At 44.0% G+C, this 13,225-nt stretch carries 10 protein-coding genes; 5 read left to right on the forward strand and 5 right to left on the reverse strand.

Annotated features, from left to right (window positions below; all coding sequences use genetic code 11):
• The first annotated feature begins 35 nt into the window (after positions 1-35).
• A complete protein-coding gene (locus AR1Y2_RS15080) occupies positions 36-896 on the forward strand; it encodes a MurR/RpiR family transcriptional regulator (protein ID WP_137329712.1) in 861 nt (286 codons plus the stop codon).
• Between the two features lie 67 nt (positions 897-963).
• Here AR1Y2_RS15080 and nifJ read toward each other — a convergent pair whose 3' ends face one another.
• Complete coding sequence (gene nifJ / locus AR1Y2_RS15085) at positions 964-4,488, reverse strand: pyruvate:ferredoxin (flavodoxin) oxidoreductase (RefSeq protein ID WP_137329713.1); 3,525 nt, start codon at positions 4,486-4,488, stop codon at positions 964-966.
• A gap of 273 nt (positions 4,489-4,761) precedes the next feature.
• Positions 4,762-5,622, reverse strand: a complete 861-nt coding sequence (gene mltG, locus AR1Y2_RS15090; RefSeq protein WP_243118777.1) for an endolytic transglycosylase MltG — start codon at positions 5,620-5,622, stop codon at positions 4,762-4,764.
• A 174-nt stretch (positions 5,623-5,796) separates the two neighbouring features.
• On the opposite strand from mltG, the gene AR1Y2_RS15095 reads away from it, so the two are divergent.
• Entirely contained in the window at positions 5,797-6,282 is a 486-nt protein-coding gene (locus tag AR1Y2_RS15095; RefSeq protein WP_137329715.1) for a peptidylprolyl isomerase, read from the forward strand.
• Between the two features lie 97 nt (positions 6,283-6,379).
• The gene (locus tag AR1Y2_RS15100) at positions 6,380-7,189 is read left to right on the forward strand and encodes an HAD family hydrolase (protein ID WP_137329716.1); all 810 of its coding nucleotides are present in this window, start codon (positions 6,380-6,382) and stop codon (positions 7,187-7,189) included.
• A gap of 158 nt (positions 7,190-7,347) precedes the next feature.
• On the opposite strand, the gene AR1Y2_RS18080 is transcribed toward AR1Y2_RS15100, so the two are convergent.
• Both AR1Y2_RS18080 and clpB read right to left on the reverse strand, forming a co-directional pair.
• On the reverse strand, positions 7,348-7,443 hold the full coding sequence (locus tag AR1Y2_RS18080; RefSeq protein ID WP_330554812.1) for a putative holin-like toxin: 96 nt from the start codon (positions 7,441-7,443) through the stop codon (positions 7,348-7,350).
• 212 nt (positions 7,444-7,655) lie between these two features.
• Complete coding sequence (clpB, locus tag AR1Y2_RS15105) at positions 7,656-10,238, reverse strand: ATP-dependent chaperone ClpB (RefSeq protein ID WP_137329717.1); 2,583 nt, start codon at positions 10,236-10,238, stop codon at positions 7,656-7,658.
• Between the two features lie 149 nt (positions 10,239-10,387).
• Between clpB and AR1Y2_RS15110 the strand changes: the two genes are divergently transcribed.
• Both AR1Y2_RS15110 and AR1Y2_RS15115 read left to right on the forward strand, forming a co-directional pair.
• A complete protein-coding gene (locus tag AR1Y2_RS15110) occupies positions 10,388-11,038 on the forward strand; it encodes a TetR/AcrR family transcriptional regulator (protein ID WP_137329718.1) in 651 nt (216 codons plus the stop codon).
• 116 nt (positions 11,039-11,154) lie between these two features.
• A complete protein-coding gene (locus tag AR1Y2_RS15115; protein ID WP_137329719.1) occupies positions 11,155-12,405 on the forward strand; it encodes an MFS transporter in 1,251 nt (416 codons plus the stop codon).
• An 84-nt stretch (positions 12,406-12,489) separates the two neighbouring features.
• Here AR1Y2_RS15115 and sfsA read toward each other — a convergent pair whose 3' ends face one another.
• On the reverse strand, positions 12,490-13,188 hold the full coding sequence (sfsA, locus tag AR1Y2_RS15120; protein ID WP_137329720.1) for a DNA/RNA nuclease SfsA: 699 nt from the start codon (positions 13,186-13,188) through the stop codon (positions 12,490-12,492).
• Positions 13,189-13,225: the final 37 nt, after the last annotated feature.

Below are 13,225 nucleotides of genomic sequence, written 5' to 3' on the forward strand. Positions count from 1 at the left end.
TGCATAGCAGCCCACCAACAATGAAAGGAGGTTGTATGTCAAGCGAAATCAATGTTTTAGACAGCATCGACAACCTTTATCAACAGTTATTTTCAAAGGAAAAGCAAATTGCCGACTATATAAAAGATCACCCGGATGAAGTTGTCATGATGAACGTATCCCAACTTGCCAAAGCCAGCGGTACCAGTGAGGCAACGGTTGTAAGAACCTGCAAACATCTAGGGTATCAGGGATACTATCAGCTTCGTTTAATTTTATCCAGAGATATCGGCACAAAATCCAATGATATTGGCATTGATGCAGATACAGATTTTGTTTCTTATACGTTTGAACGCAATATTCAAAACTTAAGAAACCTCTCATCCAATTTGTCCAAAGATGTACTGTTACAATGTGCTCTTATATTGCTCAAAGCTCCTGCGGTTCATATCATAGCTACAGGAAACACGACACCGATTGCATTGGATTTAAGCTTTCGGCTTTCCCGGTTTGGTGTTCAGTCTTTTAGTAGTTCCATTTCCGAGTACTATTTGAACAATGTTAGCCTTGGCAGTAAAGAAGACGTTGTGATCGCAATTTCTGGTTCCGGAACTTCAAAACAAGTGCTTCAGGCTGCTGATATCGCAAAAGATATCGGAATGACGATCATGTCGATTACCTCCGACAGTGATTCACCTTTGGCAAGGGTCTCTGATCATATTCTGTCCAGCACCGAAGAACACCCTTTGTTCAATGAGACAAAAGAACCCTTATCACATTTGTGTTCTATGGCCATATGTGATGCACTCCTTTACGCGGTCAAAATATGTTTATTGACACAGACTTCAAAATCTTTTCCCTCTCTCAAAAAGCGAACGGATGAGATGGAAGTTTACTTATCAACAACAAAATTGTAGAATCAAAAAAAGAAGCCGGGATACTGCTAATCAGTGTCCCGACTTCTTCATTTTTGCTAAAGATATTTTATTTATCTGCTAATTCTTTCAAACGAGCATATTTTTCTTTGGCATTCTTTTCTGCCTGCTCAAACAGCTCCTTAGCTCTCTCAGGATTCTGGCGAGCAAGAGCGTTGTAACGAACCTCACCCATGATGAAGTCATTGTACTCTGTTGTAGGCTCTTTAGAATCTAATGAGAATGGATTCTTTCCTTCTTCAGCTAATTCAGGGTTGAAACGGAATAAGTTCCAGTATCCTGATGTAACTGCTTTCTTTTCTTCAGACTGAGCAATGCTCATTCCACCCTTGATACCGTGGTTGATACATGGAGCATAACCGATGATCAGTGATGGTCCTGGATAAGCTTCTGCCTCTGCGATCGCTTTGACTGTCTGATTGTAATCAGCACCCATAGAGATCTGAGCAACATATACATATCCGTAGCTCATTGCGATTGCTGCAAGGTCTTTTTTCTTCACAGCCTTACCTGCTGCTGCGAACTGAGCGATCGCACCTGCCGGTGTAGATTTGGATGCCTGTCCGCCGGTGTTAGAGTAAACCTCTGTATCGAATACAAAGATATTAACATCTTCACCACTTGCAAGTACATGGTCAACACCGCCAAAGCCGATGTCGTAAGCCCATCCGTCACCACCGAAGATCCACTGAGATTTCTTAGATAAGTAATCTTTCATCTTAAGGATTTCTTTTCCTTCTTCACATCCGCAAGCTTCCAGTGCTGCAACTAATTTCTTAGTAGCTGCTCCGTTTTTCTTACCGTCTGTGTAAGTATCTAAGTATTCAGCCGCTGCTGCTTTTACATCTGCATTATCTGTAGATTCTGCTAATGCTGCAACCTTTTCTTTTGTCTGCTCTCTTAAAGTATTCTGTCCTGTGAACATACCTAAACCAAACTCAGCATTGTCTTCGAACAGTGAGTTAGACCAAGCCGGTCCCTGTCCTTCGCTGTTTACTGTGTAAGGTGTTGCAGGTGAAGAACCACCCCAGATAGAAGAACATCCTGTCGCATTGGCAATGTACATTCTGTCTCCGAATAACTGAGTGATCAGTTTCGCATATGGAGTCTCTCCACATCCTGCACAAGCTCCTGAGAACTCAAGGAGAGGTTTCTTGAACTGGCTTCCCTTAACAGATTCTGGTTTAAACTTGTCAAAGATATCTTCTTTTATAGGTAAAGACTGTCCATAGTTGTAAACTTCCTGCTGATCTCTCATGCTGTCGAGTGGTGCCATTGTAAGAGCTTTCTCGCCTTTCTTACCTGGGCAGACATTTGCACAAGAACCACATCCTGTACAGTCAAGAACAGTAGTTGTCATTACAAATTTGTAATCTGGCATTCCCGTCATCGGAAGAGATTTTGTAGCTTCCGGTGCTGCAGCAAGTTCTGCTTCTGTCATGGCAACAGGACGGATAACTGCATGAGGACATACATATGCACAGAAGTTACACTGGATACAGTTGTCCGGATTCCATGTAGGAACGTCTACAGCAACTCCACGTTTTTCGTATGCAGCAGATCCCTGAGGCATATGACCGTCAGCGTAAGGAACTAAGTCGCTTACCTTAAGGCTGTTACCAATCTGTCCATTGACAGCGTTCTGAATGTTGTTAACATAATCAACAAGATCTTTTCTATCTCCGGATACTGGATGTAATAAGCTTTCTTCTCCGCAGTCAGCCCATTCAGCAGGAACCGGAACTTCTACAACACTCTTAGCACCAGCTTCGATCGCGTCATGATTCATCTTAACGATGTGATCACCCTTCTTGCTGTAAGAAGCAGTAGCAGCGTCTTTCATATACTGGATCGCGTCTGCTTCCGGAATAATTCCAGATAATTTGAAGAATGCAGACTGAAGTACAGTATTGATACGTCCGCCAAGTCCAATCTCTTTACCGATCTTGATACCATCGATCACATAGAACTTGATGTTGTGTTTTGCCATGTAAGCTTTTACCTGTCCTGGAAGATGATCTCCGATTTCTTCTACCGGCCAGCTACAGTTTAACAAGAATGTTCCGCCATCTTTTAAGTCCTGAACCATGTTGTATTTTGTCATGTACGGAGCACAGTGACATGCAACAAAATCAGCTTTGTTGATCAGGTAAGTTGCTTTGATCGGGTCATCGCCGAAACGTAAGTGGGAAATTGTAACACCACCGGATTTCTTGGAATCATAATCAAAGTATGCCTGAGCATATTTGTCAGTGTGGTCACCGATGATCTTGATGGAGTTCTTGTTAGCACCAACGGTACCATCTGCTCCAAGACCCCAGAACTTACAGCTTACTGTGCTTTCTGGTGTAGAAGAAACAGCTTCTCCTCTTTCAAGAGATAAGTTTGTCACATCATCGTTGATCGCAACTGTGAATTCTTTCTTATCTTTGTTATTGAATACAGAGATGATATCAGCAGGAGTTGTATCTTTGGATCCTAATCCGTAACGTCCTCCGTTGATTGTTACCTGCTCGAATTTTGTTCCTCTTAATGCAGAAACAACGTCTAAGTATAATGGCTCTCCAAGAGATCCCGGTTCTTTTGTTCTGTCTAAAACGTTGATTGTTTTAACAGTCTCTGGGATAACTTCGAGTAATTTTTCAGCTACGAATGGTCTGTAAAGTCTTACTTTAACAACACCGACTTTTTCGCCTTTTGCTGTTAAGTAATCGATGGTCTCATCGATAGTCTCACATACAGATCCCATTGCAATGATAACAGATTCAGCATCAGCAGCTCCGTAGTAGTTGAATAATTTATAATCTGTACCGATCTTTGCATTAACCTGGTTCATGTAATCTTCGACGATTGCCGGGAATGCATCGTAGTATTTGTTGCATGCTTCTCTTGCCTGGAAGAAGATATCTGGATTCTGAGCAGATCCGCGGAGAACCGGATGTTCTGGATTCAAAGCATTTGCTCTGAACTTTTCAAGAGCATCGTAATCTACCATATCTGCAAGATCTTCGTTGTCCCACATTTCAATCTTCTGGATCTCATGAGATGTTCTGAATCCATCGAAGAAATGGAGAACTGGAACGCTTCCCTTGATTGTAGATAAATGAGCAACAGCGCCTAAGTCCATAACTTCCTGAACGCTGGAGCTGCAAAGCATTGCAAAACCTGTCTGGCGACAAGCGTAAACGTCAGAGTGATCACCAAAGATATTCAGTGCATGAGATGCGATTGCACGTGCAGATACATCAAATACACAAGGCATTAATTCACCTGCGATCTTGTACATATTAGGAATCATCAGTAATAATCCCTGAGATGCAGTGTATGTAGTTGTCAATGCGCCTGCTGCAAGAGATCCGTGAACAGTTCCTGCTGCTCCGCCCTCTGACTGCATTTCAACTAATTTTACAGGATGTCCGAAAATATTTTTCTTTCCCTGTGTTGCCCACTGGTCTGTTGATTCTGCCATTGGTGAGGATGGTGTAATTGGGTAGATAGCAGCTGTCTCAGTAAAAGCGTAAGACACGTGTGCTGCAGCTGTGTTACCATCCATGGTTTTCATTTTTCTTGCCATGTTTCTTCCTCCTAAAAAATCTTGTGCAAATATTAACAATCTACACTTAAGTTTTTCCCTGCTCCTTCCAGCGGAGACAGGATGTTATCACAACAACGAGACCGTTGTTTAGAACAAAATAAAACTGTATACAATCCTGCATACAGCTTTATTCTACATCATTCAGGCGGGTTTTTAAAGGATTTTACCCAAATTTCTTCGTATTTTTTTTAGTACTTTATGAATCATTTTTCTCCATGAAAATCTTGTCCAAAAAATAACAGTGTCTTTTGTCTATTTTGACTGATTTTCTAATGATTTCTGGTGCTGACTGAATGTTTCTGAGAAAATGTGAGTTCCCTCTCCTGTTTTATCTGTGTGGTAATATAGGTACGAATTCTTCTGCGGAGAAACTGCTGCCCTGAGTGCGTTGGCCCCTGGATTGCAGATCGGTCCGGCCGGCAGCCCCTGGTATTTGTACGTGTTATAAGGTGAGTCTACTTCCAGATCTTTATACAGCGTTCTCTTCTTATTATATTTGCCTCCTGTGAGAGGATAGAGTACTGTGGCATCAATCTGGAGTTTCATCTTCTTATCCAGACGGTTGTAGATTACGCCGGAAATCTTTGCGTATTCTGAATCCACTTTGGCCTCCCTCTCCACAACGGACGCTAGGGTCACAATCTCATACGGTGTCAGACTGTTCTTTCCATCCTTGGAGATTTGCTCCCATTTCGTATTAAAATTGTTCAGCATCATACCCACAATCTTCTTTGCGTCTGTATGTTTGTATACCTCATAGGTATCCGGGAATAAAAAGCCCTGCAGCTTATAATTGGTCTTTGCCTTTTCCGGTATGGATTTGATCCAGTCATAGGAATATCCGTCCAGATCATTGGCAGCTTTCAAAAAGTCTTCCGCCTTACATACATCCTGCTTCTCTAGTTTTTGAGCGACAAGTTCTGCTGTATATCCTTCTGGGATCGTCACCCTGACCGTCCGTTCCTCCCTCTTTTTTGCCGCCGCCTGTTCCCGTTCTTCTTTTTTCACCTTAAACATCCAGCATGCTGCTCCCAAAACAGCAATGACCAAAATGAGCAGAAAAATCCACAGCTTCTTTTTCTTCTTTTTCTTTTTGTAAAAACTTAACCCCATAAATTCCTCCATAATCCGACATATGTTATCTCCCATTATACTGATATTGTTATGAAAAGCCACCCTTTTTATTAATTTATTTTAATATTTTTAATACATTTGTAACTTCATTGACATTCTTTTGGTTTGCTATATAATCAGTGGTATAGGAAAACATAGAAAGGAATAGGAATTATGGCAAACCCAATCGTAACAATTACAATGGAAAACGGCGATATCATTAAAGCAGAATTATACCCGGATATTGCCCCAATCACCGTAGAGAATTTTGTAAAGCTGGTAAAGGAAGGATTTTATGACGGACTGACCTTTCACCGCATTATCTCCGGATTTATGATCCAGGGAGGATGTCCGAACGGAAACGGCACAGGCGGACCGGGACATACCATCAAAGGTGAATTCAGCTTAAACGGGGTGCAGAATGACTTAAAGCATACCCCTGGCGTTTTATCTATGGCAAGGGCAATGGACCCGGATTCTGCCGGTTCCCAGTTCTTTATCATGCATAAAACATCTCCCCATCTGGACGGGCAGTACGCTGGCTTCGGGCAGGTCATTGAAGGAATGGATGTGGTTAACAAGCTTGCGGAAGTGGCAACGGATTATTCTGACGCACCGTTGGAAAAACAGGTCATGAAATCCGTGACTGTGGAAGAATAAAACTTAAAATGAGACTCGAAATGCTTAGGACATCCTGTTGTTCTAAGCATTTCTTTTGACACAGTAATAATTGTACATCTGATAGGGAGGAATTTTTTTGGAACATAAGTATTTATTTTTTGATGTGGATGAGACTTTGTACAGCAATAAGACTGGTCAGATCCCGCCCAGTGCAGGGGAAGCGTTAAAGCGGGCTCAGGCAAACGGGCACACGATATTCTTAAACACCGGGAGGCCGTATGCATATGTGGGGACGGACTTCTTTTCCCTGAATTTTGACGGTTATCTCTGCGGAAATGGCACTGATCTGCGCTACAGCGGAGACATTTTGTATCACCGGGAGCTTCCAGAGCAGATCCAGAGGGCAATCATGGATCTATGCCGCACATACAGCATTCGTGCCAGCCTGGAGGGAAGCCGCTGTTCTTATTTCACCGACGATGATACTTCGTTCCATCCCTATTATGCTTCCATGATCGAAGTGTGCAAAAGCTCTGACGGCATGGTGATTGAATTCAGCTGGGACCATGTTGCATCCTTTGACAAACTGGTCTGCTTTTCAAGCCCGGACGCACCGCAGAATATGGCCGCTTTTATTGAACAGATTAAATCTCTGGACTTTCCGTTAAAGTGCATCAGAAATGATGACAGTTTTTATGAAATCATCCCGGAAGGCACCTCTAAGGGCACTGCCATCACCTATATTGCAGAATATTTTAATATACCAAAGGATGATTGTTATGCATTCGGAGACGCGCCCAATGACCTTCCCATGTTTGAGGCTGCCGGACACGGTATTGCCCTGGGGAATGCCTATGACTGTGTAAAAAATGTGGCAGAGTATGTGACAACCGATATCGATGCCCATGGAATCCGGAATGCATTGGAGCATTACGGTTTTTTATAGTTTTGTGCTGGCAACAGGTATCGAAAGTAACTTTACAAAAAATATCCAAAATGATATACTATAAATAGAATATAGGAGTGAACCGCCCACATTGGTGGTTGACCTCCATTAAACGGCATAAGCCTACCTGTACCGGTCAAGTAACAAGGTAGGCTTATTTATTTATGCTTGTTATTCCTATCTATGTAGGCAAGCAGTGTAACTGTGAAAATACTGAAAGAAATCATTAAAGAGATTGCTTCAAATACTGTCATTTACACCACCTCCCTTCTCTAATGAATAGGGAGGCCGCCACCTTGTACACGATTCAATCCTGTTAATTATTATAACATTTTTTACATCGATTTACAATTTCATTCAATAAAAAAACAGGGTATATGTCTTAATTTTTGAACCTCCAAATCAGACCTAAAAATCTAACATTTGAAGGCTCGTTCATTTAGACATATACCCTATTTTAGTACACCTATTTAACTCTCGCCGTCAGCTCTCCGTTTTGTTGATCGATTAAAATTGTATCCTCCATGTTGACACCATCGCTTAGGATCAGCCTTGCTGCCAGTGTCTCCACGCTCTTCTGCAGATATCTCTTAAGAGGTCTTGCACCGTACATCGGATCATATCCGTTGTCGGCCACATAGATTTTAGCGGCAGGCGTAAGCTCCACAGACAACTCTTTGTCACTGAGACGCTTATTTAATCCAGCTACTAACAGATCAATGATATTGGTGATATTTGCTTTTGTCAACGGCTTAAACAGGATCATCTCATCCAGACGGTTTAAAAATTCCGGACGGAAATGGTTTTTTAAGTCCGCCATGACCATATCTTCTGCTTCTTTTGTGATATTGCCGTTCTGATCAATTCCTTCCAGCAGATAAGTGGAGCCGATATTGGATGTCATGATCAGGATCGTATTCTTAAAGTCCACAGTCCTTCCCTTGGAGTCCGTGATCCTCCCGTCATCCAGCACCTGCAGCAGGATATTAAATACATCAGGGTGGGCCTTCTCCACTTCGTCAAACAGTACAACAGAGTACGGTTTTCTCCTGACTGCCTCAGTCAGCTGTCCGCCTTCTTCATATCCCACATATCCCGGAGGCGCCCCGATGAGACGGGCTACGGAGTGTTTCTCCATATATTCACTCATATCTATGCGGACAATATTCTGTTCGTTGTCAAACAGGCTTTCCGCCAATGCCTTTGCAAGCTCCGTCTTTCCTACACCGGTTGGCCCAAGGAAGAGGAAAGAACCAATCGGCTTGCTCGGATCCTTAATCCCTGCCTTGGAGCGGATAATGGAATCTGTCACAAGCTGGACTGCGTTGTCCTGTCCCACCACTCTCTTATGCAGGATCTCATCCAGGTGAAGGGTCTTATTTCTCTCACTCTCCGTAAGCTTCGCCACTGGAATACCGGTCCAGCGGGAGATGATCTTGGCAATCTCTTCGTCTGTGACGCTTTCTCTTACCATAGAGCGGTCTTCTCTGCGTACTTTTTCTTCTTCCTCCTCCAGCTGTTTTTTCAACTCAGGAAGGCGTCCGTACTGGAGTTCCGCAGCTTTGTTCAGGTCATAGTTTCTCTGGGCAATCTGTATTTCGTTATTGACAGATTCGATCTCTTCTCTCAGCTTGGAAACCCGCTCTACGGAAGATTTTTCATTTTCCCAGGTAGCTTTCTTAGCATTGAAGTCTTCTCTCATCTCCGCCAGTTCTCTCTGAAGCTCTGCGAGACGTTCCCTGCTCAGGTTGTCATCCTCTTTCTTTAAAGCAGCCTCCTCGATCTCCAACTGCATGATTTTTCTCTGGACTTCGTCCAGTTCTGCCGGCAGGGAGTTCATCTCTGTCTTGATCATGGCACAAGCCTCATCCACCAGGTCAATGGCCTTATCAGGAAGAAACCGATCCGTTATATAACGGTTGGAAAGGGTAGCTGCCGCCACCAGGGAACCGTCTGTGATCTTTACGCCGTGGAACACTTCGTAGCGTTCCTTGATCCCCCTCAGGATGGAAATGGTATCCTCCACCGTGGGTTCATCCACCATGACTGGCTGGAATCTTCGCTCCAGAGCCGCGTCTTTTTCAATATACTGGCGGTATTCATCCAGAGTAGTCGCTCCGATACAATGCAGCTCCCCTCTGGCGAGCATCGGTTTGAGCATATTCCCCGCATCCATGGACCCCTCTGTCTTGCCGGCTCCTACGATCGTGTGCAGTTCATCTATAAACAGGATGATCTGTCCTTCGCTCTTTTTTACTTCCTCAAGGACCGCTTTCAGACGCTCCTCAAATTCTCCTCTGTACTTGGCTCCTGCCACAAGAGATCCCATATCCAATGAGAAAATCGTCTTGTCTTTCAGCTGTTCCGGCACATCTCCCCTGACAATCCTCTGGGCAAGGCCCTCTACAACTGCAGTCTTACCAACTCCCGGTTCTCCGATGAGCACCGGATTGTTTTTGCTTTTCCTGGAAAGAATGCGGACCACATTTCTAATCTCACTGTCCCTTCCGATAACTGGATCCAGCTTCTGCTCTCTGGCACGTTTTACAAGGTCATATCCGTATTTCTCTAATGTTTCATAAGTTGCCTCCGGGTTATCTGTGGTAACCTTTTTATCTCCTCTGACTTGTGATAAAACCTCGAGGAAACGATCTCTGGTGATGCCGTAGCCTCGGAACAGCTCTTTCACTGCGTTGTTCGGCTTCTTGATCATAGCCAAAAACAGATGCTCCACGGAGACATACTCATCTCCCATAGCCTTCATCTCATCTTCACCGGCAAGCAGCACCTGGTTCAGCGCCTGGCTCATATATACCTGGCCTCCCGAAACCTTCGGCTTCTTTTGAAGCAGTTCCTGCACCTGGGATAAGAAGGAATCCTTATTCACATTCATCTTTTCCAAAAGGTTTAAAATCAAACTGTCTTCTATGGTCAGCAGACTATATAATAAATGTTCCTGGTCAATCTCCTGATTTTGGCCGTCATAAGCAATCTTCTCACACTGATTTACTGCTTCTATTGACTTCTGAGTAAACTTATTAATATTCATCTTCACTCCTCCAATCTTAATTGTTCTATATCTAGTATAACACCTAGCATAGAAAAAGCAAGTACTATTTTTATTTTTCTTGACTTTCCTGTTCCAATCTGTTACTTTGAATACATACCATTAGTATGTAATTGAGAAAGGATGATTTCATGGCAAGAAATAAATACCCCGAGATCACAGAACAACGGATCCTGGATGCGTCGCTTAAGTTATTTTTAGAAAAGGGATATGAGCATACGACCATTCAGGATATCATTGATGAGCTGGGTGATTTAACAAAAGGAGCCATCTATCATCATTTTAAATCAAAAAGCGATATTATAGAGGCTGTCATGGAACGACTCTACAGTGCACATGAAAAAAGCTATCAAGATATTATAAATGGTGAGGGAACCGGACTGGACCGTTTAAAGCGTCTATTTATTGTCTCTACCAAGAATCCCGGGAACCAAATGATGATAAAGGTAGCTCCAAACATTCTAAAGAACCCCCGTTTTCTGACACAACAGCTGTTTGAGAGCCTAAACGATACCGTCCCCAATTTAATACTTCCGTTAATGAAAGAGGGCATCCGAGACGGCTCCATTCAAACGGATTACCCAAAGGAACTCTCCGAAGCCCTGATCATTCTCTGCAACCTCTGGCTGAATCCATTTATCATAGAGAACTCCGCTGAGGACCTCATGCGGAAGATTCAGTTTATGGGGGATCTGCTGGACAGACTGGGCCTGCCTCTGATGGATGATGAGATCATCGGTGTCCTGGAATCCTACCGGGAACAGCTGGAGCAGAATTCCTGACCCCTTTCATCACTCCCAGGGATGTGTACATAAAAAGTACGCTCCCGGGGACTGGTGGAAACTATTTATTTTTTTGTCATCTTTACATACCAACCGAATGTATGAAAGGAGTTTTTATGAACGATAAACTTTTTACCAGGGATTTCTCCCTTGTAGTCATAGGACAGATCATTTCCCTGTTTGGAAATTCCATTCTGAGATTTGCTCTTCCCCTGTATCTGCTGGAAGAGACGGGATCCGCGTCACTGTTTGGCATTGTCACTGCCTGTTCCTTTATTCCCATGATCCTGCTTTCACCGGCAGGCGGCATTGTCGCTGACCGGGTGAATAAAAGAAATATCATGGTCATCCTTGATTATGCCACCAGCGCTCTGATCCTGCTGTTCTCTGCTGCTCTGGGCCACGTTTCCCTGGTACTTCTGCTGATCATAACCCTGATGGCCCTCTATGGTATCCAGGGAGCCTACCAACCTGCAGTCCAGGCCAGCCTTCCGGCTCTTTTAAGTCCTGGCCGGCTGCTTTCCGGCAATGCAGTGATCAATCAGGTCAATGCTCTGGCCAACCTGATCGGGCCGGTAGCCGGCGGCGCTCTGTACGGTTTCTACGGCATCCGCCCGATTTTATATGTGAGCATAGGTTGTTTCTTATTTTCTGCCACAATGGAATTGTTTATCCACATACCGTTTAAAAAACCTCAGAAAGGAAGCAGTGTACTTTCTATCGTAAAACAAGATCTCAGCGAAAGTTTCCGGTTCATCCGCATGGAACAGCCCGTTATTGGAAAAGGTATCCTGATCGTCTGCGCTTTTAACCTGTTTTTAAGTGCTCTCCTGATCGTGGGGCTGCCCGTGATCCTCACACAGATCCTCCATATGTCCAGCCAGCTCTACGGATATGCACAGGGTGCACTGGCCCTGGGAGGCCTTTTAGGCGGTATTCTCACAGGCATCTTTGCAAAACGGCTGAATATCCAGAATGTACATCTTCTTCTTTTGTCCAGCGGAGCAGCACTCCTTCCCATCGGGATTGTACTGAACCTTGGCTTAGCTCCAATGACAGCTTATATCGTGATCACTGTCTGCAGCTTCTTTATGATGGCATGCTCCACTATATTTACTGTACAAATGCTTTCTTTTGTTCAGGCACAGACACCGGGACATCTGATCGGAAAGGTGATCTCCTGTATCATGGCTCTCTCCATGTGTTCCCAGCCTCTGGGGCAGGCTGTCTACGGATTTTTATTCGATGTACTGGCGAACCAGCCTTATCTTATGGTCTATGGCGCATGCTTGATCTGCTGTCTGATCTCTTGGAAGTCCAGGAAAATATTCCAGACCATCCCCAGGGCAGAACCAGCAGCAGAATAAACTTTTATCTGTGACACAAAAATAAGGAAGCAGCTATATTACAAACTGCTTCCTTATTTTAATGCCGCTGTATGCTGTCTGAGGTCAATTCAGGATTACCGGAACTTCCTCGTCGATCTCCATGGTATCTTCTGATATAAGGCAGTCCACCGCAAGCACATGGACTCCTGCGCCGGCAGCCTTCCTGAGAGTGTCACCGAAGGCTCTGTGAGTGCGGTCATTGGGCCTGAAACAATGGACGCCCTTCATCTGTATCACAAAAATAATATAAGCCTCATAGCCCTCTTCCATACAGCTGATCAATTCCTCCATATGCTTGACTCCCCGCTCGGTGGGAGCATCCGGAAACCATGCTGTCCCGTCTTCTTCCAGGGTCACCCCCTTGACCTCAACAAATGCATCCCTGGTCTCCTCCATAAGATTGCCGCCTCTGATAAAAAAATCAAATCTGGAATTGCCATACTTTTTCTCCGCCTTGATCTCTTCTATATAAGGATAGATTCCTCCCTGTCTAAGCCATTCACCTACAGCTTTATTGGGAGCCTGGGAATCCATGTTGATCAGCAGATTCTCTTTTCTAACTCCGATCAAAGAGTACTTTGTTTTTCTCTTGGGATCGTCGTGCTGCTGCAGATAAACCCTGACACCCGGTCTGAGCAGCTCTTTACAGCGCCCGGTATTTTTCACATGTACCTCTTCTTCCTGTCCCCCAATAAGGACAATCGCCAGAAACCGTTTCGGCCGCCTTAAAAATGTACCTGAAATTATATTATCATAATGCATGTTTACGTTCTCCTCTTCCGTCCCTTATGATAACTGC

Source organism: Anaerostipes rhamnosivorans, from assembly GCF_005280655.1.
GTDB classification, from domain to species: domain Bacteria; phylum Bacillota; class Clostridia; order Lachnospirales; family Lachnospiraceae; genus Anaerostipes; species Anaerostipes rhamnosivorans.

Bases quoted from the DNA above. Each gene is read 5' to 3' on its own strand.
- AR1Y2_RS15115 (WP_137329719.1), top strand. From the start codon at position 11,155: ATGAACGATAAACTTTTTACCAGGGATTTCTCCCTTGTAGTCATAGGA.
- mltG (WP_243118777.1), bottom strand. From the start codon at position 5,622: ATGGGGTTAAGTTTTTACAAAAAGAAAAAGAAGAAAAAGAAGCTGTGG.
- AR1Y2_RS15110 (WP_137329718.1), top strand. From the start codon at position 10,388: ATGGCAAGAAATAAATACCCCGAGATCACAGAACAACGGATCCTGGAT.
- AR1Y2_RS18080 (WP_330554812.1), bottom strand. From the start codon at position 7,443: ATGACAGTATTTGAAGCAATCTCTTTAATGATTTCTTTCAGTATTTTC.
- nifJ (WP_137329713.1), bottom strand. From the start codon at position 4,488: ATGGCAAGAAAAATGAAAACCATGGATGGTAACACAGCTGCAGCACAC.
- clpB (WP_137329717.1), bottom strand. From the start codon at position 10,238: ATGAATATTAATAAGTTTACTCAGAAGTCAATAGAAGCAGTAAATCAG.
- sfsA (WP_137329720.1), bottom strand. From the start codon at position 13,188: ATGCATTATGATAATATAATTTCAGGTACATTTTTAAGGCGGCCGAAA.
- AR1Y2_RS15095 (WP_137329715.1), top strand. From the start codon at position 5,797: ATGGCAAACCCAATCGTAACAATTACAATGGAAAACGGCGATATCATT.
- AR1Y2_RS15080 (WP_137329712.1), top strand. From the start codon at position 36: ATGTCAAGCGAAATCAATGTTTTAGACAGCATCGACAACCTTTATCAA.